Origin of the sequence: Wenyingzhuangia sp. 2_MG-2023 (assembly GCF_030548295.1) — a bacterium.
Classification (GTDB): Bacteria; Bacteroidota; Bacteroidia; order Flavobacteriales; family Flavobacteriaceae; genus Wenyingzhuangia.
This window is the reverse complement of record NZ_JAUOSB010000001.1, coordinates 805,605-832,435: the sequence shown is the minus strand read 5'-3', so window position 1 is coordinate 832,435 and position 26,831 is coordinate 805,605. Positions and strand designations below refer to the sequence as shown.

The following is a 26,831-nucleotide window of genomic DNA, read 5'->3' as shown; positions in this document are numbered from 1 at the left end:
AATTTCATTCTGTATCAAAAATTGTATACACGTGAATTTGAGTCGTTTTCCTGAAGACTCTCATACACATCGTTTCACTTTATTTTATTTCTTACATTGTATCTACTTAAATAAGCTATGAAAGACAAAGAAGAATTATATAACAAGCTAAAAGTTTTAGAACAGAAACATGCTTTTTTTGAAAAGGAGATCCAACTCTTAAAACAAGATATCCACAACTTTTACAAACCCAAAGAAGAAGTTGTTCCTATTCAAAAAGTGCTTATTTCCACTACAAAAACTAAGGTTCTAAAAAAAGGAAAAGAAACCCCCTCTTTTCGTTTTGAAAAACTACTTGGAGAAAACCTCATCAACAAAATAGGAATTATCATCACTATTATTGGAGTTTCTATAGGTGCAAAATACTCCATAGAACACGATTTGATAGCTCCCTCAACCAGAATTATCATTGGTTATTTAGTAGGTTTTGTATTACTAGGATTAGGTTTTAAACTGAAAAACAAATACTTAAACTACGCATCAGTATTAACAAGCGGTGCTTACACTATTCTCTATTTTATAACTTTCTTAGCTTATAATTTGTACCTACTACTTCCATTATGGCTTACTTTTTCCATTATGTGCTTGTTAACGATATGCACCGTGTTTACTGCTCTAAAACTTAACAAACAAATAATTGCACACATAGGCTTGGTAGGTGCTTATGCCGTACCTCTTTTACTGAGTAACAACAACGGTGATATAGCCTTTTTGTTTGTTTATATTGGAATTATCAACTTAGGAATACTGTACATTGCTGTAAAAAAACAGTGGAAACCACTATGTTACAATTCTTTTGCCATTACTTGGCTTTTATTTGCTTCTTGGTTTACAAGCCAATATGATTTTAACCTGCATTTTGGAATTGCTTTTGGTTTTTTAAACACAACTTTCATCACTTTTTACAGTATCTTTTCAACCTACAAATTGATTAAAAAAGAAGCTTATCTACTGGATGACGTTGTATTAATTCTATTCAATTCCTTTTTGTTTTTTGCTTTTGGATATCAAGCTCTAAACAGTGGAGTTACTACAGAAAATTACTTGGGACTGTTTTCTATTTACAACGCAATTTTACACGGATTTGTTGCTTTTATTTTTTACAAACAGCCTAATACAGACAAGCATTTACAACAACTTACCACAGGCCTGTGCATTCTTTTTATCACCTTAACCATTCCTATACAATTTAACGGTAATTTGGTTACTATTCTATGGGTTGGTGAAGCCGCTATTTTATTTTGGATTGGTAGAACACAGCAAAAATCATTCTATGAAAAAATATCATATCCTTTGTGTGTACTATCATTTTACAGCCTCTTGCTATATTGGACTGAACATTACGGAAACTACAATCCTGCAGTTCCTGAAACTAGAATTTCCTTATTTTTAAATCCAAGCTTTTTAACCTCAGTTTTGTTTATTATAGGGTTAGGATTCATCAATTTTATTCATCAAAAAAATAAAAGTTCACTAAGCTCAAAATCTGATTTCTACAACATTTTTTCTTACATCCTTCCTTTTGTACTGATTACAGCAGTCTATTTGGCATTTTACCATGAAATTTCTGAATACTGGAAACAACTTTACAAAGATTCTCTGACAAATACAGATGTCCATAGTCTTCAAAAAATCAAAGATAAAAGTCTCACTAAATTTAGAACAATATGGTTGGTGAATTACAGTTTATTCTTTGCTACAGGTTTGAATTACATCAACCAACTAAAAGTTAAAAACAGTGTCTTGACCAAAGTCTGTTTATTTCTTAGTACTGTTTTTACATTTGGCTATCTAACACTTGGTCTTTGGGCAACTAGTACATTACGAGATTTATATTTAAACACAAATCCTCCGTTTACAATAAGCACTTATTATATCTGGATACGATATGTTTCATATCTATTTATTGGTTTCACTATTTACTTAATTTATCGAGAGAAAAAAATAACGAATCATAAAATTTTTGATTGGGTTGTACATACCGTTTTGTTATGGATTTTAAGTAGCGAATTAATTAACTTATTGGATTTGTTCACTTCCGTAGCATCGTACAAATTATGCTTAAGTATTTTATGGGCAATTTATTCTCTAACTCTAATTTCTTTAGGAATCTGGAAACAAAAGCAACATTTAAGAATTGGAGCAATGGTGCTATTTGGAATTATTTTGATCAAATTGTTCTTGTACGACATTTCTCACTTAGGAACTATTTCCAAAACCATTGTGTTTATTTCTTTGGGAGTTATTTTATTGATCATTTCTTTTTTATACAACAAATACAAACACATGATTGACACCGAAAAGAAAGCATAACAACATATCTATTTCACAAAAAAACAGCCCGAACATAATGTTCGGGCTGTTTGTATTCTATTTTTAAAATTTTTACTTCTTTAAAAATTCATTTACGTTTTTATCAATTCTATCTAATACATCAGAAATGTCTGCTTTCACAAAATTCTCTCCCGTAATTTGCTCGTACAATTCTATATAGCGATTAGAAATTTCTTCTATTTTTTCATCTGTCAATTCAGGAATTTGTTGCCCCTCTTTTCCTTGAAATCCATTTTCTATCAACCATTGACGAACAAACTCTTTAGACAATTGTTTTTGAGACTCTCCCTTATCTTGTCTTTCTTGATATCCTTCTGCATAAAAGTAACGAGAAGAATCTGGCGTGTGGATTTCATCAATCACTACTATTTTTCCATCAGCAGTTTTTCCAAATTCGTATTTCGTATCCACCAAAATCAAACCTCTATCTGCAGCCAATTCTGTCCCTTTTTGAAACAAAGCCAAGGTATACGCTTCTAATTGTTTGTAATCTTCTTCTGATACAATTCCGTTTTCCAAAATAGCCTCTCTAGAAATATCTTCATCATGATCACCTAAATCCGCTTTGGTTGTGGGTGTTATAATAGGTGTAGGAAATTTGTCGTTTTCTTTCAATCCTTCTGGCATGGTAATTCCGCACAATACTCTTTCTCCGCTTTTGTACGTTCTCCAAGCATGCCCCGTACAGTAACCTCTCACTACCATCTCTACTTTAAAAGGCTCACATGCATACCCAACAGTTACGTTTGGATCTGGTGTTCCTAATACCCAGTTTGGACAAATATCTTTGGTTGCTTCTAACATTTTAGCTGCAATCTGATTTAAAATCTGTCCTTTGTAAGGAATTTGTTTTGGCATGATGACATCAAAAGCAGAAAGTCTGTCTGATGCTATCATCACTAATTTTTCGTTTACAGTGTATACTTCACGAACTTTCCCTTTGTAAATAGCCGTTTGACCTGGAAAATTAAAATTGGTATCGTTAATGGTATTGCTCATCTTCTAAAAATCATTTTTGCAAAAGTACATCTTTAGCATTAAAATCTAACATATTAGTTTATTACTCCGTCTCAATACTTTTATAAGCTACAATAATCTCTTTTACCAATCGGTGACGAATTACATCTTTACCATCTAAATAAACTTGAGCAATTCCTTTTACATCTTTTAAGGCTAGTAAAGCTTCTTTCAATCCTGAAACTTGTTTTCTTGGCAAATCTATCTGACCTGGATCTCCATTAATCACAAACTTGGCCCTTTTTCCCATACGAGTTAAAAACATTTTCATCTGACCATGAGTTGTATTCTGAGCCTCATCTAAAATAACAAAAGCATTGTCTAAAGTTCTACCACGCATAAAAGCCAAAGGTGCAATTTGAATCACTCCCTTTTCCATATAAGATGCCAGTCGTTCTGCGGGAATCATATCTCGCAATGCATCATATAAAGGCTGCATGTATGGATCTAGTTTTTCTTTCATATCTCCAGGCAAAAAACCTAAATTCTCTCCAGATTCCACAGCAGGTCTTGTCAAAATAATTTTCTTTACTTCTTTTTCCTTCAAAGCTCGGACCGCCAGAGCTACCGCTGTATACGTTTTTCCGGTTCCGGCAGGACCTACAGCAAACAACATATCGTTGGTTTCTATGGCCTTTACCATGTTTTGTTGGTTTAATGTTTGGGCTTTTATTAAATTCCCTCCCACTCCGTGTACCAAAACCTCGTCATAAGCTTTTTGTTTCTGAATTTCTTTTTGAGAAGCTAACAACAATTGCTCAATGCTGGTTTCATCAAGCTTATTGTATTTAGCCAAATAATTGACTAAAACCTGAATTCTTTTCTCAAATTCATCCAAAAGAATGGATTCGCCATAAGCTTTGATTTGATTTCCCCTAACCACCAATTTTAATTTTGGATAATAGGATTTGATTAAATCTATGTGAGAATTATTCGTCCCAAAAAAATCTATCGGATTGATTTCTTCTAAAGTAATTAAACGTTCGTTCAAGCTAAAAATGTGTTTATAAATTGCCCTTACAAAGTACATAAATATCATTTACAATTCAGTAAATTTGTTTTCAATAATTATCTAAAACTTATTACCACTCACTTTGTATGGCATTCATCACCTTAACTACTGATTTCGGAAGAAAAGATCATTTTGTATCGGCAGTAAAAGGAGCTATTTATACCTTGTTGCCAGAAACGGTTGTGGTGGACATTTCTCACGAAATATCTCCTTTTAACATTAATGAAACTGCGTATATTTTAAAGAATGCGTACAAAAGTTTTCCTAAAGGAACCATTCATATTGTAGGTGTAGATTCTGAATTGACTCCCGAAAACAAACACATTGCTTTGTTACTAGATGGTCATTATTTTGTATGCCCCGACAATGGAATTATGTCTATGATTGCCTCAGAAATCAATCCGAGTAAAATTGTAGAAATCAATATACACGACAGAGTAGAAACCCATTTTTCTGCTTTGGATGTTTTTGTGAATGTAGCTTGTCATATTGCACGCGGAGGAACTTTAGACGTTATTGGTAAACCTCTTCCAGAAATCACTAAAATGGTAGAATTGCAACCTCAGGTAGTTTCCGAAACCAAAATTATTGGCTCAGTCATCTATATTGACAATTATGGAAATGTCATTTCAAACATCACCAAAGAATTGTTTCATCAAGTAGGAAAAGGAAGAAGTTTTACGCTTTCGTCAGGAAGAAATACCTTTAAAAAAATAGTAGATAATTACAGTGATATTGTAAATTTTGAATTGCCTATTTCCAAAAGAAACGATGCAGGAAACAGATTGGCATTGTTCAACTCCAACGATTATTTAGAAATTGCCATTTACAAAAGCAACTTACAAACTGTAGGCGGAGCTTCTTCACTTCTAGGATTAGACTACAGAAGTTGCATTAGCGTAGAATTTGACAAAACACTTACCGACTAATGAAAGCCATCTTTAACAAAGAAATACAATCTTTTTTTAGCAATCCTGTAGGGTACTTGATCATTGCTTCTTTTTTAATCATCAATGCTTTGTTGCTTTGGTTTTTTAAAGGATATAGCAACGTAATTCTAACTGGGTTTGCCAACATCAATGCTTTTTTCAACAATAGTGCCTGGATTTTTGCTTTTTTAATCCCTGCCATTACCATGAAAAGTTTTGCCGACGAATATCAAAACGGAACTATTGAAATTCTAAAAACTTTGCCTATCCGAACAACTCAAATTGTTTTGGGTAAATTTTTAGCCTATGTAGCCATTGTTTTACTAGCACTAGCTCCTACTTTATTTTTTGTATACAGTACTTATCAGCTAGGAAACCCAGTAGGGAATATTGATTTAGGAAGTACTTTTACTTCTTATTTTGGTTTAATTTTATTGGCCTGTACTTATATCAGCACCGGAATATTTAGTTCTATTTACACCAAAAACAACATCACTTCTTTTTTGATGAGTTCCATCATCAACGTAGTTTTTTATTTTGGTTTTTCTGCGTTAGAAAACATCTCTGAAACTTCTACTTTTGGATGGAATACACTTGGAATTCCTCAACATTTTGAAAGTATGACTCGTGGTGTAATTGCCATTCCTGATTTGATTTATTTCACCTCAATCACCTTTCTTTTTATCAGTTTCACCCAATTAAAATTGAACAATGACTAAGAAAAGAAAATACATCACACTAGCCGTTATTGTTATTTTGGCCAACCTAATTGCGCATCAATTTCAATACCGATGGGATTTTACCAAAGACCAAAAATATTCTTTATCAAAACCCACAAAAGAGTTGTTAGCAAATTTGGAGACGGACATATTTATCTCCGTTTACCTAACAGGAAACCTACCTTTTGATTTTGAACGTTTGGCAAAAGAGACAGACTATTTTTTAAAGGAACTAGAAGCGGAAAACAGTCGTATCTCTTATCGATTTATAGATCCGAAAGGCAACGAAGAAAAATTAACAAAACAAGGATTGGCACCTAGTAGACTTACTGTTCAAGAAGATGGACAAGTTTCTGAAAGTATTATTTTTCCTTGGGCAGTTGTAACAGCAAACAACAAAATTAAAACAGTAAACTTGCTAAAAAGTTCTTTTTTTGAGAACGAAACAACACAAATTGAAAACTCTGTACAGAATTTAGAATTTGCCTTTGCCAACGGAATTCAAAAAGCAACTGCTCATAAAAAACAAAAAATAGCCGTTTTGAGAGGAAACGGTGAATTGCAAGATATTTATCAATACGATTGGTTAAAAAGTTTAGGAGAAAATTATTTTCTAGCTCCATTCACTTTAGATTCTATCACAGAAAACCCACAAAAAACCTTAAATCAGCTTCAAAATTTTGATTTGACAATCATCAGTAAACCCACAGAAGCATTTACTGAGCAAGAAAAATTTGCCTTGGATCAATACACAGTAAGCGGTGGAAAAACCATTTGGTTGTTAGATTTGGTACACACACCCAAAGATAGTTTGATGCAACAAGGAAAACTATTAGCGTATCAAAGGGATTTGAATTTAACCGATTATTTGTTCAATTACGGAGTTAGAATCAACAGACATTTGGTTAGAGATTTGTATGCTGCTAAAATTCCACTAGCTACGGGTAAAGTAGGAAACAACACTCAGTTTGATGAATTTCTTTGGGATTACTATCCTGTAATCAAAAGCAACAACGCACATGTAATTACTAAAAATGTTGCCGAAATAAAACTTGAATTTGCCAATAGCATAGACACATTGAATCCCAACATTCACAAAACACCTTTGTTAGAAAGTTCTAGTTTGACCAAAATACAAACCGTTCCCAATTATGTGACTTTGGCAAGTATTGCAGAAAACAAAGGAATGGAATCTTACAATCAAGGTTCAAAAATAATTGGTGTATTGCTAGAAGGAAATTTTAATTCAGCCTACAAAAACAGAGTAAAACCGTTTAAAAACAACTTTACCATTCAAGGTAAAAACAACAAAATGGTAGTAATTGCAGATGGTGATATTAGTAGCAATCAAATAAGCAAAGGAAAACCTCTAGAATTAGGCTTAGACAAATGGACAAATTCTTACTATGCCAACAAAGAATTTTTAACCAACACTGTAAATTATCTTTTAAACGATTCAGGTTTGATTCAGCTCCGTGCTAAAAAAGTAATTATAGACACCATAAACAAGCCCAAAGCGTACGCAGAAAAAACGCAATGGCAATTGATCAATCTTTTTGCCCCTCTGTTACTACTTGCTGTTTCTGGTTTGATTACTTTTTACATCCGAAAATCTAAATATACTGCTTAGGTTATTAACACTTTGTGTAATTATGTTCAAAAGATTTCTTTGAAACAAATGGGAATCCTCCTATATTAGCTTATTCGTATAAAGTACAATTCTATACAACACAACCTTATGAAATTCATAGTATCAAGTTCACAGTTGCTAAAACAATTGCAAGTTTTAAGTGGTGTTATTAGCACTAGCAACACATTGCCTATTTTAGATAATTTCTTATTTGAATTAAGTGAGAACGAACTAAAAATAGCTGCTTCAGATTTGGAGACTACAATGTCTACCATTATTGAAGTACAATCTGACAATGAAGGATCAATTGCAGTTCCTTCAAGAATTTTATTAGATACTTTAAAAACACTTCCTAACCAACCTTTAACTTTTAAAGTAGAAGGAAATGAAGTAGAAATCACGTCTGAACAAGGAAATTATGGAATGCCTTATTTTGATGGAAGTGAATTTCCTAAAGCTTTAGAATTAGAAAACCCTAGCAAAACATTGATTCCAGCAAACGTGTTGGCCAACGCTATTTCTAAAACTATTTTTGCTACAGGTAACGATGATTTAAGACCTGTGATGAGTGGTGTTTTCTTTCAGTTTGGAACAGACAATTTGACTTTTGTAGCAACCGATGCTCACAAATTGGTAAAGTACACAAGAACCGATGTTCATGCAGAAGAAGCAGCTGATTTTATCATGCCTAAAAAACCGTTGAATATTTTAAAAGGGATTTTGGCAACTTCTGATGCAGAAGTATCTATTTCTTATAACGAAACCAACGCAAATTTTTCTTTTGACAACGTATCTTTGATCTGTCGTTTGATTGATGGAAAATATCCTAATTACAATGCGGTAATCCCAAAAGAGAATCCAAACGTATTGTCTATTTCTAGAAATTCTTTTTTAAGTTCTACCAAACGTGTGTCTATTTTCTCTAGCAAAACCACACATCAAATACGTTTGAAAATGGCAGGAACAGAATTGAATATTTCTGCAGAAGACATTGACTTTTCTAACAAAGCTAACGAACGTTTATTGTGCGACTATCAAGGAGACGATTTAGAAATTGGTTTCAACTCTCGTTTTTTAACAGAAATGTTAAACAACTTATCTTCTGAAAACGTACAATTAGAAATGTCTTTACCAAACAGAGCTGGAATTTTAACCCCAGCAGACGGTACCGAAGAAGGCGAACATATTACCATGTTGGTAATGCCGGTAATGTTAAGCAACTAACCAAAACTAACTATATATTTCTTAAAAGCGTTTTGCATTCGTGCGAAACGCTTTTTTACATACCTTCACATTCTCTAAACTACGTTTATGAATTTTCTAGCACACATTTACTTAGCGGGAACGAATAAGGAGACCATCTTAGGGAATTTTATTGCCGACAGCATCCAAGGAAATAAATTCCACCATTATTCTGACGGAATTCAATTTGGTATTAAAATGCACAGAGCTATTGATGTTTTTACGGACGAACACCCTATTTTTAGACAAAGCAAAAGGCGACTAGATAACAAATACCGCTTGTACAAAGGAGTTATTATAGATTTAATTTATGATCATTTTTTAGCAAAAAACTGGCAACAATATTCAGACATCCCTTTGGATATTTATAGCCAATCTTTTTACCAATTGCTTTTCAAAGAATTTGATATTTTACCCGAAAAAACACAACATTTATTGCCTTACATGTCACAACAAAATTGGTTGTACAAATACAGAACGCTACAAGGAATTGGAGAAATTATGCACGACATGAATGTTAGGACTAGAGGTATTTCTAAAATGAATGAAGCCATTGTTGACCTTAGAGAGAATTATCCTATTTTTGAAAAAGACTTTACTTTATTTTTTGATGAACTTCAAAAATATTGCACCCAATACATTATAGATCATGACAGCAAAAACACTTAGTAACGGACTCTTAAGAACACTCGCCATTATTGTTGGTGTTTTAGGCCTTATTTGGTTTTTCGTACAAATACAAACCATCATTGTTTACATTGTTGTTTCAGCTGTTTTGTCTTTAATTTCAAGACCGTTGGTTACTTTTTTAACTCGAAAACTAAAATTAAAAGACACCATTGCTGCCATCATATCTATGTTGGTTTATATATTATTCATCGTTATTATTATCAACGCTTTTGCTCCATTGATCAGCAAACAAAGTCAGAATATTGCTTTGTTAAACTCAGATGCATTTAAAGACAATGTTGAACGAATGAGCAGCGAAATCAACACGTATTTATTAACCAAAAATATAGACATTTTAGAAAAAACAAAAAACCTTGATCTGATTCCGAGTATCAAAAACATTCCAAATGCGTTGAACGTAATTTTAGCAAGTATTGGTTCTTTTAGTATGGGCTTATTTTCTGTGCTTTTTATCACCTTTTTCCTTATGTCAGATTCTAAAATCTTATCTCGAGGTACTTTTGCTTTTGTTCCCAAAAGGCATTTTATACACGCAGCAAGATCTTTAGAAATTATCAAAGATTTACTTTCTCGTTATTTTATTGGCTTGATTATTCAAATTTCTGTTTTGTTTATCATTTACACCTTAATTTTAACTATTTTTCATATTGAAAACGCCATCATCATTGCCTTTTTATGTGCGTTGTTCAATCTAATTCCCTACATAGGACCTTTAATTGGAGCTGTAATTATGTTTGTTTTGGCAACAACCAACAACTTAAATTTAGACTTTCAAACACAAATATTACCAAATACGTTATACATTATGGGTGGCTATTTGTTTGCTCAGATGATTGATAACTTTATCAGTCAGCCATTAATTTTTTCTAAAAGTGTAAAATCTCATCCTTTAGAAATCTTTTTAGTCATCATGATTTTTGGTAGCCTATTTGGAGTCATCGGTATGGTGGTTTCTATCCCATGTTACACCGCCATCAAAGTAATTGCCAAAGAATTTTTTAGCAAGTACCAAGCTGTAAAATTATTAACCAAAGATCTTTAAATTTGAATTTCGCTTTATTACAAAATAACGTTCAAGAATTTATCTGTAGGAACCTAAAAACAGATATTACACAGTTGATTTTAAAAGGGAGTCCCATTGAAAACATTCAGACTACAGAGTTGATTGAGCAATTAGAATCTAAAAAAAAGTGTGAAAAAAAATTACCTTCTTGGTTTCTTACAAAAAACATTTATTATCCTAACAAACTAAACATAGAACAAACTTCTTCAGAAGCTACAGCAGCCTACAAAAGTACACTTATTAATGGAGAAACACTTATAGATGTTACTGGTGGTTTTGGAGTTGATGACTTTGCTTTTTCAAAAAGATTTAAAAACGTTACGCATTGTGAATTGAATGATGAATTGTCTGCTATTGTACAACACAACTTGAAACAATTTGAAATTGAAAACACAAACTGTGTTCAAGGCGATGGCATTGCTTATGTACTAGAAAACACCAAAAAATACGATTGGATTTACATAGATCCTTCTCGAAGAAATGATGCTAAAGGAAAAGTATTTCTACTAAAAGATTGCCTGCCAAACGTTCCTTTACATTTAAATGCATTGCTAGAAAAAAGCAACAACTTGCTTATTAAAAACTCTCCTTTGATTGATCTTACAAGTTGTATCAATGAGTTGAAAAATGTAAAAGAAATTCACATCATTGCTCTTTTTAACGAAGTAAAAGAAGTACTTGTAATAGTTGAAAAAGACTACAACAATTCCATTAAAATTATTGCTACCAATTTAGACAAACAAACACAACATTTTAATTTCACGTTTCAACAAGAGTATGAATTCACCCTTTCTAAACCTCTAAATTATTTGTACGAACCCAACAGTGCTATTTTAAAATCAGGTGGATTTACTGCCGTTTCTGCACAATTTCAGATTGACAAACTACACCAACACTCACATTTATACACTTCAGAAAATTTGATAGATTTTCCTGGAAGACGTTTTAAAGTTAGACAAACACTACCTTATCAAAAAAAATTGCTTTTAAAATATTTACCAGAGAAAAAAGCAAATATCACCACTCGTAATTTTAAAGAAAATGTAGCAAGCATCCGTAAAAAAACAGGAATTAAAGATGGTGGAACTACTTATTTATTTTTTACGACCAATTTAAAAAATGAGCAAATTGTTATGGTTTGTGATAAGATGTAAAAATTTACAAAGCATCTATAAATTCTTTCATCGTATTGTAAATCATAAGCAACTCTTCTTCTTTAATAACATAAGGAGGAACAATATACAAGGTATTACCAAGTGGTCTTAAAAAAATCCCTTTGCTCATAAAATGATTTAAAATTTCGTTTCTATCTTTCCCATAACGATCTATATTCAACTTCAAATCAATTGCCAAGATCACCCCTAAAGTTCTTATTTCCGAAATATTTGAATGATTTTTCAGCTTCAACACAAATTCTTGATGGCCTTTCTCTATGCGTTGAATTCCATCCTGTATTTCTTTACTCTGCAACAATTCAATACTTGCAATAGCTGCTGAACAAGCAATAGGATTTGCAGAGTACGTATGTCCGTGAAAAAAACCTTTGGCAATTTCATCCGCATAAAAAGCATCGTAAATTTTTTGAGTGCAAGTGGTCAATCCCATCGGCACCATACCTCCCGTCAATGCTTTGGACAAACACATAATATCTGGCTTATATTTCAAACGATCCGAAGCAAAATACATTCCTGTTTTTCCAAAACCTGTCATCACCTCATCCGCTACACACACCACATCTTGTTCTTGTGCCAAAGCAATTAAAACATCCAAGTATTTGGCTTCATGCATTTTCATACAATTTGCTCCTTGTACCAAGGGTTCAAACACAAAACAAGCAACCTCATTTGTTGCTAATATATTTTTAAAATCACATACTACCCTATCTATATTCTCTTGATTCGGAACTGAAATTCTATCTACTTTCAATACCACATCAGAAAAAGGACCGTTGTAAACATCTAAACCTGAGACAGACATTGCACCAAATGTATCTCCATGAAAAGCATCTTGAAATGCAATGATTTTTAATTTCTTTTTTCCTTGATTAAAATGGTACTGCAAACTCATTTTAATAGCAATATCCACAGTAGTAGATCCATTGTCTGAAAAAAAAATCTTTTGTTGATTTTTAGGTAAAATCTCCATCAGTTTTTCTGACATTTCTACAGCAGGAGGATGTGTAAATCCCGCAAAAACAATCTGATCTAAACTACTTACTTGCTCCGTAACTTTTTGTACCATATGTGGATGGCAGTGACCATAAACACAAGTATACCAAGAAGAAATGGCATCTATGTATTTGTTTCCAAACTCATCAAATAAATACACCCCATTCGCTTTTACAATTCCTAAAGCATCTTGAGTGGTTTTGTGTTGAGTTAACGGATGCCACAAATGCTTTTGATCTCTATTTGTTAAGTTCATTTTCTATTTTTTCTTTAAACAAATCTGCATATTTTTTCACAACTTCTGAATTGATTTTCTCTTCTTCTTCAACTCTCCCTATTACAGAAACTCCCATCATTTTTTGAATGATATTTTCCGTGGTTACATGTTCATTTCCACTATACACCAATGCTGTTTTAAAGCCTTTTTGATTCAACAACTCCAAAGTCATTAAAGTATGATTGATACTCCCTAAATAATGCCTAGAAACCACCACAACCAAAGCGTCTTGCGGAATAATATCTAAAATTGTTTGTTTGTTATTTAAAGGAACCAGCAGTCCTCCAGCACCTTCAATCACTAAGCAATTATCTGTTAGGGGACTTTTAATGTTTTCAATAACTATTTCTACCTCCTCTATTTCTGCAGCAGCATGAGGACTCATTGGTGTTTTTAAAGCGTAAGCATTAGAATGAAATATTGAGGTTTTGTTAGAAATCAACTCTTTTACTTTATCCATATCAGAATATTCCAACTCCCCCGCTTGTATTGGTTTCCAATAATCCGCTTGTAGCGCTTCTACCAAAATAGCAGAAACCAATGTTTTTCCTACATCTGTAGAAATTCCTGTGACAAATATTTTTTTGGACAACATTATCTATATATTTTCTGAAATGATTTTTAAAAGAAGATCTATTTCTTGTTTTGTATTAAAAGCATGCAAACAAATTCGCAAACGTTCTTGCCCATTCGCTACTGTTGGTGATAAAATTGGCTTGACCAAAACTCCTTGATTTTGAATTTTTTGAGCTAAATTTTTCACACGATCATTTCCAGGCAACATACAACAGTGAATAGCACTATTACTTTTGATGAACTTTTCTGACAATCCGAGCTTTTGTACAACTTTATTAAAATAAGAAATTCTAAAGTGCAGGTTTTGTAACAATTCTTTTTCTTGTAAGCTTTCATAAGCTGCTCTAATTGTAGCCACAGCATGTAAAGGGATGGCAGTTGTATAAATAAAAGCTCTGGAAAAATTAATCAGATAATTTCTTAAATCCTCAGAACCTAAAACCACAGCACCATGACAACCTAAAGCTTTCCCAAAAGTATGTACTCGTGCAAAAATTTTAGTCTCTAGCCCTAAAGCACATACCAATCCACTTCCATTTTCTCCAAAAACACCTCCTGAATGCGCTTCATCAACAATTAAATAAACACCGTGTTTTTCACACAAATTTACAATATCCTGAAGTGGAGCCGTATCTCCATCCATAGAATAAACGGTTTCGATAGAAATATAAACCTGTCTCGCATTCTGTTTAAAACGGAGGATTTTAGTCTCTAAATCGTAAATATCATTGTGTTTAAATTTGTAGGAATTAGCAGCGCTCAATCTAATTCCATCTCTAACAGAGGCATGAATCAATTCATCAAAAAGCAATACATCGTTCTTTTGCAGTACAGACGAAAACAAACCTACATTGGCATCGTAACCAGAATTGAACAACAAGCCCGATTCTGCTTTATGAAAACGAGCCAACTCGGACTCTACTTCTATATGCAAAGAATGCGTACCAGAAATCAATCTAGACCCCGTACTTCCGTTTACATCATGACTATTCTCTAAGCACATTTTGGCCTTCTCTGCAACACTTTTAGACTGTGCCAAACCTAAATAGTCATTAGAATAAAAATCTAGTCCTACATTATTTACATGAAGCGTCCTTAAAGAATTATTTTCAATTCTTGTTTGCAACTTATCTTTTAACGAATTTGGAAGATGGTACATAGGTCACAAAAGTAAAAAACGCTACCTAAAGTATAGATAGCGTTTTATTTTATATTGATGAAAAATTTAATCAGCCAAAAGAATTACTTTGTTGTCTTTCATTTCAACTGTTCCACTCTTTATTTGAAGTGTTAGAATTTTATCATCGTCTATGTGAAATTCAAAACGACCTTTAAAATCATTGAACTCCAAATGTTCTTGAGTATGAACGTGAATTTTAACAAGTCCAGGACCTAAATCAGACACGATAGATGCGTGATTGTTCAACATTTGAAATTCACCTTGAACTCCAGGAAGGGTTACTGAATCCACTTCGCATGAAAACAAAATATCTTCCGGTGATACTATTTCTAAATACATATTTTTATAGTTTTCAGTACACAGCATTCAGTACTCAGTAGCAAACTGCTAACTGCTTACTGGCAACTGATAACTCATTTATGCCTCTAACAACATTTTTTCTCCAGCATCAATTGCTTCTTGGATAGATCCTTTCAAGTTGAATGCAGCCTCTGGATATTTATCCAATTCTCCAGCCATAATCATGTTGAATCCTTTGATTGTATCCTTAACATCTACCAAGACCCCAGGGATACCTGTAAATTGTTCCGCAACATGGAAAGGTTGTGATAAGAAACGTTGTGCACGACGTGCTCTGTGAACTACCAATTTATCTTCTTCAGACAATTCTTCCATCCCTAAAATAGCGATGATATCTTGTAATTCTTTGTAACGCTGTAACAACTCTTTTACATTTTGAGCACAATCATAGTGTTCTTTACCTAAAATATCAGCTGTTAAAATTCTTGAAGTAGAATCTAATGGATCTACCGCTGGGTAAATACCTAATTCTGCAATTTTACGAGATAATACTGTAGTAGCATCTAAGTGAGCAAACGTTGTTGCTGGTGCAGGGTCAGTTAAATCATCCGCCGGTACATAAACTGCTTGTACAGATGTAATAGATCCTGTTTTTGTAGAAGTAATGCGTTCTTGCATAGCTCCCATTTCAGTTGCTAATGTTGGTTGGTATCCTACTGCTGATGGCATACGTCCTAATAAGGCAGACACCTCAGATCCAGCTTGTGTAAAACGGAAAATATTATCCACAAAGAACAATACATCTTTCCCTTGTCCATCTCCAGCTCCATCACGGAAATATTCAGCAATTGTCAAACCAGACAAAGCAACACGAGCACGTGCACCAGGTGGTTCATTCATTTGTCCAAATACAAACGTTACTTTTGATTCTTTCATTTTTTCGTGGTCAATCTTTTCAAGATCCCATCCACCTTCTTCCATAGAGTGCTCAAAATCTTTTCCATAAGAAATAATTCCAGCCTCAATCATTTCACGCATCAAGTCATTTCCTTCACGCGTTCTTTCTCCAACTCCTGCAAATACAGATAAACCTCCGTGTCCTTTTGCAATGTTGTTGATCAACTCTTGAATCAATACTGTTTTTCCTACTCCAGCACCTCCAAATAGTCCAATTTTCCCTCCTTTTGCATAAGGCTCAATCAAGTCAATAACTTTGATTCCTGTAAACAAAACTTCAGTAGAAACTGATAAATCTTCAAATCTTGGAGCACTACGGTGAATAGGTAAACCATTTGTACCGTCTTTTGGCAATGCAGGCAAACCATCAATAGGGTCACCACTTACATTAAACAAACGTCCATAAATATTATTTCCAACAGGAACTTTGATAGGATCTCCCGTAACAATAACCTCTTGTCCTCTTGACAATCCATCAGAAGAATCCATTGCAATACATCTTACTGTATTTTCACCAATGTGTTGCTCAACTTCTAACACTAATATGTTTCCATTCTCACGGTTGATAACTAAAGAATCGTAAATTTTTGGAAGCTCAGCCCCAGTTTCGAAAGCCACATCAATTACTGGTCCAATAATTTGAGCAATTTTACCTGTTGTTTTAGACATTTTTGTATTATTAAAAGAATTTAATTTCTAGTTTCAAACTAAACCATTTCACGGGTTTAATTGACTGCAAAGATATATTTTTTATTATTTTCTACAACTCATTTGTTAAAAAAATAGAATCGATTAAAAATAACAACTTCAAACCGATTCTAAAGGTTTTAATTCTTGAATCAGAATTAGAACAAATACGTCCAAGATCCATAAAATTGAGACCCGATTGTACCCGCTCCTGGTGCTGATTGATAATCATGAGCTAAAATATTGGCACCACCAACCTTTACTTTAGATTTCCATTTTTCTATGTTGTACATCAGCTGTGCATCTAGAATTGTTCTTGCACTTATATCTCCGTCAACAAATGAAGATTCCCAACGAAAAGCATCTTGCCAACGACCATTGATTCCAAAACCAAATCCTTTGTACAAATCATTGTTCCCAAAAGAAACTTTTACTTTGTGCTCAGGGGTGTTAAATGTTGTAGTAAAATCTGGGTTATTAGCTTTATCAAAGTCCTGTTTGGCATAAGAGTAGTTCACTCCTACATCATAATTTCCAAATACTTTAGATTCTATTCCCAAATTAACTCCATAAGAACTTACATCAACATCAGAATTGGTATAAACTCTTGCCGCTGTATAATCTCCATTACCAATGGCTATAATTGCGTTTGGCAACATTACTACAGGATGAACATCTGTTAACGTATTGCTACCATAATGCGGTGTTACTACTGTTTTGATAGAAATAAAATCTTTGTAGTTGCTATAATAACCACTTAAATCTATTACTGTTTTTTCTCCTACCTTACCTCTATACCCTATTTCATAAGATGTTACTTGTTCTGCTTTCACCAAATTTACATCTGCTGCAACCAAGTCTGCTGGATTGGTAGTTTGTGAAAATTTTTGCAAAGAAGATAACGTAAATGAATTTTCGTAAGCCAATGTTCCTGTAAAATTACTTGTTGCTCCAAAACCTAAAGCTTGAGCCGTTGCACTGTTTGCTACCTCAAGTTGATAACGTTCTAAATTATCCGGTGCTGAACCTATTAACACAGCATTTCCTAAATTCAACCCAATATATTGATCTTGTGTAGTAGGGTTTCTAAATCCTGTTTGTACAGAAGCTCTAATGTTGTGATTTTTATTTTCGTCTGGGCTGTAAGAAACTGAAAACCTAGGAGAAAAATTACCTTCAAAATTCTCGGCTTTGTCATAACGAATAGATCCAGTTATTTTCAACCTTTCTTCCATCATTTTTTTTTGCAATTGGGTATAAACTCCATATTCATCGTATGTGATTTTATCCCCATTGGTATCCGTAAAAATAGTCCCTTGTGAATTCAACTCATACCTTCTCGCAGATCCACCAATTTGAATTTCTGCAAACTCAATCAATTCTCTAAAATTGTAATTTAAATCTGAATGATACAATCTAGAACTGTCTACAAACCTAGCTCCTTTAGTCAAATCTGGATCCGATATCACTTGATTGAATGCTTGGTTAAAACCAGCACTACCAGGTGCCAATCTATCTCTATCTGCAAAAGCCCTTGCAGAAGCATCGTTTCCAGGAGTAACCCCAGGCACAAAACCTGCATAAGCACCTCCATACTCTGTAAACCACGTTGTGTTGTCTTTCCAAACATTGTTAAGGTTGATTCCTACAAATCGCACGTCATAAGAATCTCCTGCATCTTCAATCGTTACATAACTACGTAACATTAAGTGTTTGGTTTGAAATTCTAATTTGTGCTGATGCATGATGAAGTTTCTCAACGCGTATCTACTTGCTCCCTGATAGATTGTATTTCCTGTTCCAAACTTACTACTTACAATAATTTCTGTATCTTCATCCTCAAAAGGTTTGAAATGCAAAGCCAAAGAAGCTCTAAAACTATCTGTGTCGTTATTTACTACATCTTGTTCTGTATAACCCGTTCTAGAAACCACTCCTATTCCAGGTAAATTGGTACTTACTTCATCTCCATAAATATTCATACCGTTATAATCAGTTGCACTCTCTCTATTTCCTGTGGTTATTTGACCATTAGCATCTATATTTCTAGTATCTGTAGCAAACCAATCCGTTGCTTTTAACATTGACGTCGTAAATTTTGCAGCAAAGTGTTTGTTAAATTTCTTTGCCACTCTTGCACCTACATCAAAAAACTCATTCACTCCAGCATTTTCTGATGAAGTTACCCCTGTTTTAGCATAAACACTTACACCCTCATCTACAAAAGGATTTTTACTTCTCATAAACATAATACCGTTAAAGGCATTGGCACCGTACAAAGCAGAAGAAGCCCCTGGCAATAATTCCACCGATTGCACATCCAATTCATTCAATCCGATTAAATTCCCCAAAGGAAAATTCAACCCTGGAGAAGAATTGTCCATTCCATCTACCAATTGTACAAAACGAGTGTTTGCAAATGTTGCAAATCCTCTAGTGTTGATAGATTTAAAAGTCAAACTACTTGTATTTACATCTACTCCTTTCATGTTTTCCAAGCCATCATAAAAAGTTGCAGAAGTTGTAGTCTCTACCGCTTTAGCTCCCATTCTCTCAATAGACACAGGAGATTCAAACACTCTTTCTGGAGTTCTAGAGGCTGATATCACTATTTCGTCTAAACTGGTAACGTCTTCTTTTAAGAAAATAGTCAAATCAGCTTTGTTGGTAGAAATTACATGCTTGTAATCTTTGTAACCAATGGCAACTACCTTTATTTCAACAGGTAATTCTTTTTTAATTTCTAATACAAATGTTCCATCTACATTCACAAATGTTGCGTCAGAACCGTCTGAGACAGAAACGGTAGCTGTCATAACTGGCATTTTATCATTCATATCCAACACTTTACCTTTAACAATCACATTACTTTGTGAGTAAAAGGCAAAACAACAGAACAATGACATCAATGTTATAATTTTAGTTTTCATTTAATTGGGGGTTTAGTTCATTCACAAAATACGAAAAAAATAAACATACGTTTATAATTTTTTAAATATAAAATAAAATATCCGTGCCTATTTTACACATTACACACCCCCTACTTTCAAATAGTATTCTTAAATTTGACAAAAATTAAAAAGCAAACTTGAAAGTAATTCATAACTACAATCATTTTCCTGAAGGTCTAGAGACTGTGGTAACCATAGGTACTTTTGACGGAGTTCATGTGGGACACAGAAAAATATTGGATAAACTTTTTAAAGAAGCAAAAGCAAAAGGACTAAAATCTGTGCTTCTTACTTTTTTTCCTCATCCTAGAATGGTAATACAAGCAAACAACTCTATCAAATTGATCAACACGATTGATGAGCGAATTGCAATTTTATCCGAAACCGAATTAGATTATTTGGTCATTCATCCTTTTGACAAAGAGTTTTCTAACCTTACTGCTTTTGATTATGTTAGAGATGTTTTGGTAAACAAACTAAACGTTAAAGAACTAGTTGTGGGCTACGATCATCGATTTGGTAAAAACCGAGAAGGTGATTTTGAGCAATTAAAAGACTACAGTCACACCTTAGACTTTAACATTAAAGAAATACAAGCACAAGACATTAACAACACCTCTGTTAGTTCTACCAAAATAAGAACAGCTTTAGATTCTGGCGATATCAAAACAGCAACTCAATTCTTAACGACTCCTTTTTTTATCAACGGATTTGTTGTGAAAGGTCAACAATTAGGCAACACTATTGGATACCCTACTGCAAATATAGAAATACCTGAAGTCTACAAACTTACTCCAAAAAATGGCGTTTATGTAGTGAAAGCTACCCACCAAAACAATAGTTATTTTGGAATGTTAAACATTGGAAATAGACCTACTGTTAGCGGAAAAGACAAAACAATAGAAGTACACCTATTTAACTTTGACCTTGACATTTATGGAGATTCCATCAAAATAGAATTTTTACACTTTTTAAGAGAAGAAATCCATTTTCATTCTATTGATGCTCTAAAAGAACAATTGACAAAAGACAAAGAAATCAGCCTAGATTACATCAAAAATATATCTTAAATAAAATATCTTACCGCTTAGATTATTTCTAGGTTTCAATGGAAAGTTTATATTTGTTCCAAATATAATTAGATATGTTACAAGTCCCTTTTATTAGAGAAAATAAAGAACAAGTATTGGCTGGTTTGGCCAAACGTAACTTTAAAAATGCAGCAGCCATCATTGATGAAGTAATTGCTATTGATGAATTGAAAAGGAACACACAAGTAAAACTAGATTCCATTTTAGCAGAGTCTAATACTTTGAATAAAGAAATAGGGTTGCTTTTTAAATCTGGAGAAACTCAAAAAGCAAACTTGTTAAAAGAAAAATCTGGACAATTAAAAACAGTTTCAAAAACATTGCAAGATGAATTTAACGAAGCTGAAAAAAACTTGTTGAATCTATTATACGCAATTCCAAACATACCTAACAAAATAGTCCCTGCCGGTTCTTCTGAAGAAGACAACGAAACTATTCTTGAAGAAGGAGAGATTCCTACGCTACACGCAGATGCTTTGCCACACTGGGAATTGGCAAAAAAATACAATTTGATTGATTTTGAATTGGGAAATAAAATAGCCGGTGCTGGTTTTCCTGTCTATCGTGGAAAAGGAGCAAGACTACAACGTGCTTTGATCAATTATTTTCTAGATAAAAACACGGCAGCTGGATACGAAGAAACACAAGTTCCTCATTTGGTAAACGAAGCTTCAGGAATGGGAACAGGTCAATTGCCAGATAAAGAAGGACAAATGTACCATGTAACAGAAGATGGTTTGTATTTGATTCCAACCGCAGAAGTGCCAATTACTAACATTTATAGAGGAGATTTGTTAAAAGAAAGCGATTTTCCTATCTGTTTAACAGGTTACACTCCTTGTTTTAGACGTGAAGCGGGTTCTTACGGAGCACACGTTCGTGGTTTGAACAGATTGCATCAGTTTGACAAAGTAGAAATTGTAAGAATAGAACATCCAGAAAAATCTGCAGATGCGCTAAAAGAAATGGTAGAACATGTTCAAGGAATTTTGAGAGAATTAAAATTACCTTATCGTATCTTAAATTTATGCGGAGGAGATTTAGGTTTTACCTCAACATTAACGTACGACTTTGAGGTTTTTTCTACGGGACAAGACCGATGGTTAGAAATTAGTTCTGTATCTAATTTTGAAACTTTTCAAGCAAACAGATTAAAATTAAGATATAAGAACACCGATGGAAAAAGTACTTTGGTACACACTTTAAATGGTAGTTCATTAGCCTTGCCTAGAGTCTTGGCTGCCATTTTAGAAAACTATCAAACACCTGAAGGCATAAAAATTCCAGAAGTTTTAGTACCTTACGTAGGGTTTGATATCATCGACTAAATAACAAATGAAAAAACAACACACAAAAATAGCAACCATCATATGTCTTTATATGATGGTTTTTTGTGTAGTATTTTCAACAAATATTAAAAATTTTGTAGACTCTGTGAACGATGATGAAAAAACTTCACAAGTTTTAGGTGAAGAGGAAAACCATGTAAAAGAAGACACTCAAAAAGACAAAGACTTCTTTTCTTTTTCTACAGTAAAACAAATCAAACCACTTAAAAAACTTTTTAAGTTTAACAAAAACACACTACATAAATGTAGACTTAGTGCTGTGAGACCTTATTTTAAAATCCACACTCCTCCGCCCGACTATTCTATTTTTTGCTAATCAAATAGCTATCAATACAACAACACCTGATTCTAAGAATCAAGGTGCATTTTTTATCGTGTTAAAAAAATAAAAATGATGGATACCAAATTCAAAAAAAGTTTTAAAAAAGATTTTCCTGCAAGTATTGTAGTTTTTTTAGTTGCACTTCCTTTGTGTTTAGGAATTGCTCTAGCATCTGGAGCTCCTTTATATTCAGGAATTATTAGTGGAATTATTGGAGGTGTTGTTGTAGGAACATTGAGTAATTCTGCTCTAGGTGTTAGTGGACCCGCAGCCGGATTGGCTGTTATTGTTTTAAATGCTATTACAGATTTGGGAGGCTTTGAAATATTTTTGGTGAGCGTTATTCTTGCTGGATTGATTCAACTTGTTATGGGAATTCTAAAAGCAGGAATTATTGCCTATTATTTTCCCTCTTCAGTAATTAAAGGAATGTTAGCTGGTATTGGGGTTTTAATTTTCTACAAACAAATACCCAATGCTTTAGGTGCAATAAATTTTGAAGCTATTAAATCTGGAATCACAATAAACGTTGCTATTATTACGACAATTTCTTTAGGAATTTTACTCTTTTGGCAAACTAAATTTATTCAGAAAATTGGCTTTTTAGCTATGATTCCTGGTGCTTTACTCGCTGTTGCCGTAGGTATTTTATTGCAACTTTTTGCATTGCCTATAAATACTGATTTTTTGGTTAAGATTCCGGTTGCAACATCTCCAGCAGAGTTTTTCAACAATTTTACCTTTCCCAATTTTTCTCAAGGACTGTCAAATCCAGATGTATACACCACAGCTATTGTAATTGCTGTAGTAGCCAGTTTAGAAACTTTGCTGTGTGTAGAGGCTTCTGACAAACAAGATCCTTTAAAAAGGACAACTTCTACCAACAAAGAATTGATTGCACAAGGGGTTGGAAACATGTGTGCTGGTTTTATTGGTGGTTTGCCGGTAACACAAGTTATTGTGCGTAGTTCTGCCAACCAACAAGCAGGTGGTCAATCCAAGTTGTCTACTATTCTTCACGGTATATTGTTGTTCATCAGTATTTTGTTAATTCCAACATTGTTAAACAAAATTCCCCTAGCCACTTTAGCTGCTATCTTGTTGATTGTAGGTTACAAATTAGCCAATCCATCAACTTTTAAAAAAATGTATCAAGAAGGTTTAGATCAATTTATTCCTTTTGTGATTACTATTGTAGGTATTGTTGCTACCGATTTATTAATGGGGATTGGTTTAGGAATTGCTGTTGCAATCTTTATCATTCTAAGAAACAACTACAAAGTTCCTTATTTCTTAGAAAAAACAAACAAGGGAGAGGTTGCTTCTTATTTTATTGAGCTGTCTGAAGATGTTACCTTCTTAAACAAGGCTTCTGTTTTAAAAGTCTTGGATAAAATTCCAGAAAAAAGTCAAGTAACCATCAACGCAAGCAAAACACAGTTTATACACTTAGACATTATTGAAATTATTCAAGATTTTGCCATCAAAGCAGAAAACAAAGAAATCAAATTAACTTTGATAGACTTGGATTTAAAATTGCATAAACATGACAAACCTTTACCACATATTAATGTTGTAAAATCATAACTTAAATAAAATAACCATTTATTTTTAAAACATATTTAATAATTTTATTTTTTAAAACATACATATATGAAACTTCAGAATATATTCGATAAAAACAAAGAATGGGTACAGAGTAAATTAGACATTGACGAAGATTACTTTAAAAACTTATCCAAAGGTCAAAGTCCTGAAATCTTATATATTGGATGTTCAGACAGCCGTGTTACTGCTGAAGAATTAATGGGAGTATCTCCAGGAGATGCTTTTGTACACAGAAACATTGCCAACATGGTTCCTAATACAGATTTAAGTGCTATGTCTGTAATAGATTATGCTTTAACACATTTAAAAGTGAAACACGTAGTTGTTTGTGGTCACTATTACTGTGGAGGTGTAAAAGCAGCTATGCAATCTGCAGATCTAGGAATTCTTAATCCATGGTTACGTAACATTAGAGATGTTTATAGAATCCATAGAGATGAGCTAAACGCAATAGAGAATGAAGATGAAAGATACAACAGATTGGTTGAATTAAATGTTCAAGAACAATGTGTTAATGTGATTAAAACTTCACAATATCAAAAAGCATTTGCAGACAGACAGGTTGTTGTACATGGATGGGTTTTTGACATCCATTCTGGAAAATTAATTGACTTAAAAATTGATTTCGAAGACAAATTAAAAGACATTCAAGAAATTTACAGAATTTCATAAAACAAAAAGAGGCTGATTAAATCAGCCTCTTTTTATTATTGTGACTACTGAGATTTAGTCAATAATATCTTTCACAAATTTTTCAATATTAGCAACTCCATTTTCGCCAACATATTTCACAAATGCAGATCCAATAATAGCTCCATTTACGTGTTCACAAACCGTATCAAAAGTATCTTTGCTAGAAATACCAAATCCTGCAATTAGTGTGCTTTTTAGCTTGTAAGATTTTATTCTATCAAAATAAGCAATTTGCTCTTCAGATATCGTTCCTTTTGCTCCTGTAATAGAAGAAGAGGCAACTACATAAATAAACGCATTTGTCATTTCATCTATTTTAAGAATGCGCTCTTCTGTGGTTTGTGGAGTGATTAAAAACACATTTGTCAATCCATATTTGGCAAACATATCCTTGTATATTGTTTTATATTCAATCATTGGCATGTCTGGTAAAATCAACGTTTCTATTCCTACAGACTGACATTTTTGGCAGAATTTCTCATCACCATACCTCAACATTTGATTCAAATACCCCATTCCCACCAACGGAATATTCACCTCCTCTTTTATAGATTCTAATTGATTAAAAATTAAATCTAAATTGATTCCATTTTTTAGCGCTACCGCACTACTTTCTTGAATCGTAGGCCCATCAGCCATAGGATCTGAATAAGGAAAACCAACTTCTAAAAAATCAACTCCTGCTTTTTCTAAACTTTTCACAATCGTAGCCGTGTCATTTAACTCTGGATACCCCGATGTAAAATACACAGAACACAATCTGTTTGTTTTTTCTTGAAATAATGTATTTAATTTACTCATAATTATTTATTTCTAGCTTCTAAATAGTTGATATACGTTTCCATATCCTTATCTCCTCTTCCTGATAAATTCACCACAATCACGTCGTCTTTTTTCAAGTCCAACTTACCTAAAATGGCCAAAGCATGAGAACTTTCTAAGGCAGGAATAATTCCTTCCAATTCTGTCAATTCAAAAGCAGCCTGCAAAGCTTCGTCATCTGTTGCATTTAAAAAAGTTCCTCTCCCACTTTCAAACAAATTGGCATGAATTGGTCCTACTCCAGGATAATCCAATCCTGCAGAAATGGAATAAGGCTCTGTTATTTGTCCATATTCATCTTGCATTAAAATGGTTTTAGAACCATGAATTACCCCTACTTGTCCTAACTGAGAAGTTGCAGCACTTTCTCCTGTATCTACTCCCAAACCTGCTGCCTCTACCGCAATTAATTTCACCTCTTCATCATCTAAATAATGATAAAATGCTCCTGCTGCATTAGAACCTCCACCTACACATGCAATAATAGCATCTGGATTTTCTTTTCCTGTTTGTTCTTTTAATTGCCATTTGATTTCTTCAGAAATAATAGCTTGTAAACGTGCTACCATATCTGGATAAGGATGCGGCCCCACTACAGAACCTATCAAATAATACGTTTCTTCTGGATGCTGAATCCAATCACGAATAGCTTCATTGGTTGCATCTTTTAATGTCTTACTACCGCTAGTTGCAGCTACCACTGTTGCTCCTAACATTTTCATACGTGCCACGTTTGGAGATTGACGTTTGATGTCTACCTCTCCCATAAACACAATACATTCCAAGTTCATCAAGGCACAAACAGTAGCTGTTGCCACACCGTGTTGACCAGCACCTGTCTCTGCTATAATTCTCTTTTTACCTAGCTTTTTAGCTATTAAAATTTGACCAATGGTGTTGTTAACTTTATGAGCTCCTGTATGATTTAGGTCTTCCCTTTTTAGATAAATATGAGCTCCATATTTTTCAGACAAATTAGGAGCTAAATACAAAGGAGTTGGCCTACCCACATATTGTTTTAACAAATACAAATACTCTTTTTGAAACGCATCAGATTCAATAATTTTTAAATAATTATCTTCTAATTCCTTAACGTTTGGATACAACAATTCAGGAATATATGCTCCTCCAAATTGCCCATAATATCCATTTTCATCTACTTGAAATTTTGACAT

23 protein-coding genes are annotated in these 26,831 nt (G+C 33.4%); 13 read left to right on the top strand and 10 right to left on the bottom strand.

The annotated features are described in order from the left end of the window. The first annotated feature begins 117 nt into the window (after nt 1–117). Nucleotides 118–2,352 (top strand): DUF2339 domain-containing protein, encoded by a 2,235-nt coding sequence (locus Q4548_RS03365; RefSeq protein WP_303451516.1) that lies wholly within the window; start codon nt 118–120, stop codon nt 2,350–2,352. A 72-nt stretch (nt 2,353–2,424) separates the two neighbouring features. On the opposite strand, the gene Q4548_RS03360 is transcribed toward Q4548_RS03365, so the two are convergent. After that, nucleotides 2,425–3,372, bottom strand: a complete 948-nt coding sequence (locus Q4548_RS03360) for a phosphoribosylaminoimidazolesuccinocarboxamide synthase (protein ID WP_303451514.1) — start codon at nt 3,370–3,372, stop codon at nt 2,425–2,427. Between the two features lie 61 nt (nt 3,373–3,433). Then, a complete protein-coding gene (locus Q4548_RS03355; RefSeq protein ID WP_303451512.1) occupies nt 3,434–4,381 on the bottom strand; it encodes a PhoH family protein in 948 nt (315 codons plus the stop codon). 107 nt (nt 4,382–4,488) lie between these two features. Between Q4548_RS03355 and Q4548_RS03350 the strand changes: the two genes are divergently transcribed. From Q4548_RS03350 to Q4548_RS03320, 7 genes are all read left to right on the top strand, one after another. Beyond that, entirely contained in the window at nt 4,489–5,331 is an 843-nt protein-coding gene (locus Q4548_RS03350) for an S-adenosyl-l-methionine hydroxide adenosyltransferase family protein (RefSeq protein WP_303451510.1), read from the top strand. Then, nucleotides 5,331–6,050 carry an ABC transporter permease subunit gene (locus tag Q4548_RS03345; protein WP_303451508.1) on the top strand — a complete coding sequence of 240 codons (720 nt, stop codon included), beginning with the start codon at nt 5,331–5,333 and terminating at the stop codon, nt 6,048–6,050. Before Q4548_RS03350 ends, Q4548_RS03345 begins: the two co-directional genes overlap by 1 nt. Next, nucleotides 6,043–7,680 (top strand): gliding motility-associated ABC transporter substrate-binding protein GldG, encoded by a 1,638-nt coding sequence (gene gldG / locus Q4548_RS03340; protein ID WP_303451506.1) that lies wholly within the window; start codon nt 6,043–6,045, stop codon nt 7,678–7,680. The genes Q4548_RS03345 and gldG overlap by 8 nt, the downstream gene beginning before the upstream one ends. A 108-nt stretch (nt 7,681–7,788) precedes the next feature. Further along, entirely contained in the window at nt 7,789–8,904 is a 1,116-nt protein-coding gene (dnaN, locus tag Q4548_RS03335; RefSeq protein ID WP_303451504.1) for a DNA polymerase III subunit beta, read from the top strand. Nucleotides 8,905–8,991: 87 nt separating this feature from the next. After that, nucleotides 8,992–9,591 (top strand): acyl carrier protein phosphodiesterase, encoded by a 600-nt coding sequence (locus tag Q4548_RS03330; RefSeq protein WP_303451502.1) that lies wholly within the window; start codon nt 8,992–8,994, stop codon nt 9,589–9,591. Next, complete coding sequence (locus tag Q4548_RS03325) at nt 9,572–10,654, top strand: AI-2E family transporter (RefSeq protein ID WP_303451500.1); 1,083 nt, start codon at nt 9,572–9,574, stop codon at nt 10,652–10,654. The genes Q4548_RS03330 and Q4548_RS03325 overlap by 20 nt, the downstream gene beginning before the upstream one ends. Nucleotides 10,655–10,656: 2 nt before the next feature. Next, on the top strand, nt 10,657–11,829 hold the full coding sequence (locus Q4548_RS03320; protein ID WP_303451498.1) for a THUMP-like domain-containing protein: 1,173 nt from the start codon (nt 10,657–10,659) through the stop codon (nt 11,827–11,829). 4 nt (nt 11,830–11,833) lie between these two features. Here Q4548_RS03320 and bioA read toward each other — a convergent pair whose 3' ends face one another. The 6 genes from bioA to Q4548_RS03290 form a co-directional block, all read right to left on the bottom strand. Continuing rightward, the gene (gene bioA, locus Q4548_RS03315; RefSeq protein WP_303451496.1) at nt 11,834–13,099 is read right to left on the bottom strand and encodes an adenosylmethionine--8-amino-7-oxononanoate transaminase; all 1,266 of its coding nucleotides are present in this window, start codon (nt 13,097–13,099) and stop codon (nt 11,834–11,836) included. Then, nucleotides 13,083–13,715, bottom strand: a complete 633-nt coding sequence (gene bioD, locus Q4548_RS03310; RefSeq protein ID WP_303451494.1) for a dethiobiotin synthase — start codon at nt 13,713–13,715, stop codon at nt 13,083–13,085. Before bioD ends, bioA begins: the two co-directional genes overlap by 17 nt. Nucleotides 13,716–13,718: 3 nt before the next feature. Beyond that, the gene (locus Q4548_RS03305) at nt 13,719–14,855 is read right to left on the bottom strand and encodes a pyridoxal phosphate-dependent aminotransferase family protein (protein WP_303451492.1); all 1,137 of its coding nucleotides are present in this window, start codon (nt 14,853–14,855) and stop codon (nt 13,719–13,721) included. A gap of 66 nt (nt 14,856–14,921) precedes the next feature. Next, nucleotides 14,922–15,215, bottom strand: coding sequence for a F0F1 ATP synthase subunit epsilon (locus Q4548_RS03300; RefSeq protein WP_303451490.1), 294 nt, complete (start codon nt 15,213–15,215; stop codon nt 14,922–14,924). A 78-nt stretch (nt 15,216–15,293) separates the two neighbouring features. Further along, nucleotides 15,294–16,802 (bottom strand): F0F1 ATP synthase subunit beta, encoded by a 1,509-nt coding sequence (gene atpD / locus Q4548_RS03295; RefSeq protein WP_303451488.1) that lies wholly within the window; start codon nt 16,800–16,802, stop codon nt 15,294–15,296. A gap of 176 nt (nt 16,803–16,978) precedes the next feature. Further along, nucleotides 16,979–19,750 carry a TonB-dependent receptor plug domain-containing protein gene (locus Q4548_RS03290; protein WP_303451486.1) on the bottom strand — a complete coding sequence of 924 codons (2,772 nt, stop codon included), beginning with the start codon at nt 19,748–19,750 and terminating at the stop codon, nt 16,979–16,981. A 158-nt stretch (nt 19,751–19,908) separates the two neighbouring features. On the opposite strand from Q4548_RS03290, the gene Q4548_RS03285 reads away from it, so the two are divergent. The 5 genes from Q4548_RS03285 (at nt 19,909) to Q4548_RS03265 (ending at nt 24,813) form a co-directional block, all read left to right on the top strand. Further along, a complete protein-coding gene (locus Q4548_RS03285) occupies nt 19,909–20,841 on the top strand; it encodes a bifunctional riboflavin kinase/FAD synthetase (RefSeq protein WP_303451483.1) in 933 nt (310 codons plus the stop codon). A 74-nt stretch (nt 20,842–20,915) separates the two neighbouring features. Next, nucleotides 20,916–22,190: a serine--tRNA ligase gene (serS, locus tag Q4548_RS03280; protein WP_303451481.1), complete on the top strand. Its 1,275-nt coding sequence runs from the start codon at nt 20,916–20,918 to the stop codon at nt 22,188–22,190. A gap of 7 nt (nt 22,191–22,197) precedes the next feature. Beyond that, nucleotides 22,198–22,527 carry a hypothetical protein gene (locus tag Q4548_RS03275; RefSeq protein WP_303451479.1) on the top strand — a complete coding sequence of 110 codons (330 nt, stop codon included), beginning with the start codon at nt 22,198–22,200 and terminating at the stop codon, nt 22,525–22,527. A gap of 75 nt (nt 22,528–22,602) precedes the next feature. Further along, nucleotides 22,603–24,120, top strand: coding sequence for a SulP family inorganic anion transporter (locus Q4548_RS03270; RefSeq protein ID WP_303451477.1), 1,518 nt, complete (start codon nt 22,603–22,605; stop codon nt 24,118–24,120). Nucleotides 24,121–24,186: 66 nt separating this feature from the next. Then, entirely contained in the window at nt 24,187–24,813 is a 627-nt protein-coding gene (locus Q4548_RS03265; RefSeq protein ID WP_303451475.1) for a carbonic anhydrase, read from the top strand. A gap of 54 nt (nt 24,814–24,867) precedes the next feature. Here Q4548_RS03265 and trpA read toward each other — a convergent pair whose 3' ends face one another. Together trpA and trpB are read right to left on the bottom strand one after the other, a co-directional pair. Beyond that, complete coding sequence (gene trpA, locus Q4548_RS03260) at nt 24,868–25,635, bottom strand: tryptophan synthase subunit alpha (protein WP_303451473.1); 768 nt, start codon at nt 25,633–25,635, stop codon at nt 24,868–24,870. A gap of 2 nt (nt 25,636–25,637) precedes the next feature. Further along, on the bottom strand, nt 25,638–26,831 hold the full coding sequence (trpB, locus tag Q4548_RS03255; protein ID WP_303451471.1) for a tryptophan synthase subunit beta: 1,194 nt from the start codon (nt 26,829–26,831) through the stop codon (nt 25,638–25,640).

Bases quoted from the DNA above. Each gene is read 5' to 3' on its own strand.
- Q4548_RS03365 (WP_303451516.1), top strand. From the start codon at position 118: ATGAAAGACAAAGAAGAATTATATAACAAGCTAAAAGTTTTAGAACAG.
- Q4548_RS03360 (WP_303451514.1), bottom strand. From the start codon at position 3,372: ATGAGCAATACCATTAACGATACCAATTTTAATTTTCCAGGTCAAACG.
- Q4548_RS03350 (WP_303451510.1), top strand. From the start codon at position 4,489: ATGGCATTCATCACCTTAACTACTGATTTCGGAAGAAAAGATCATTTT.
- Q4548_RS03345 (WP_303451508.1), top strand. From the start codon at position 5,331: ATGAAAGCCATCTTTAACAAAGAAATACAATCTTTTTTTAGCAATCCT.
- gldG (WP_303451506.1), top strand. From the start codon at position 6,043: ATGACTAAGAAAAGAAAATACATCACACTAGCCGTTATTGTTATTTTG.
- dnaN (WP_303451504.1), top strand. From the start codon at position 7,789: ATGAAATTCATAGTATCAAGTTCACAGTTGCTAAAACAATTGCAAGTT.
- Q4548_RS03330 (WP_303451502.1), top strand. From the start codon at position 8,992: ATGAATTTTCTAGCACACATTTACTTAGCGGGAACGAATAAGGAGACC.
- Q4548_RS03325 (WP_303451500.1), top strand. From the start codon at position 9,572: ATGACAGCAAAAACACTTAGTAACGGACTCTTAAGAACACTCGCCATT.
- bioA (WP_303451496.1), bottom strand. From the start codon at position 13,099: ATGAACTTAACAAATAGAGATCAAAAGCATTTGTGGCATCCGTTAACT.
- bioD (WP_303451494.1), bottom strand. From the start codon at position 13,715: ATGTTGTCCAAAAAAATATTTGTCACAGGAATTTCTACAGATGTAGGA.
- Q4548_RS03305 (WP_303451492.1), bottom strand. From the start codon at position 14,855: ATGTACCATCTTCCAAATTCGTTAAAAGATAAGTTGCAAACAAGAATT.
- Q4548_RS03300 (WP_303451490.1), bottom strand. From the start codon at position 15,215: ATGTATTTAGAAATAGTATCACCGGAAGATATTTTGTTTTCATGCGAA.
- atpD (WP_303451488.1), bottom strand. From the start codon at position 16,802: ATGTCTAAAACAACAGGTAAAATTGCTCAAATTATTGGACCAGTAATT.
- Q4548_RS03290 (WP_303451486.1), bottom strand. From the start codon at position 19,750: ATGAAAACTAAAATTATAACATTGATGTCATTGTTCTGTTGTTTTGCC.
- serS (WP_303451481.1), top strand. From the start codon at position 20,916: ATGTTACAAGTCCCTTTTATTAGAGAAAATAAAGAACAAGTATTGGCT.
- Q4548_RS03275 (WP_303451479.1), top strand. From the start codon at position 22,198: ATGAAAAAACAACACACAAAAATAGCAACCATCATATGTCTTTATATG.
- Q4548_RS03270 (WP_303451477.1), top strand. From the start codon at position 22,603: ATGATGGATACCAAATTCAAAAAAAGTTTTAAAAAAGATTTTCCTGCA.
- Q4548_RS03265 (WP_303451475.1), top strand. From the start codon at position 24,187: ATGAAACTTCAGAATATATTCGATAAAAACAAAGAATGGGTACAGAGT.
- trpA (WP_303451473.1), bottom strand. From the start codon at position 25,635: ATGAGTAAATTAAATACATTATTTCAAGAAAAAACAAACAGATTGTGT.
- trpB (WP_303451471.1), bottom strand. From the start codon at position 26,831: ATGTCAAAATTTCAAGTAGATGAAAATGGATATTATGGGCAATTTGGA.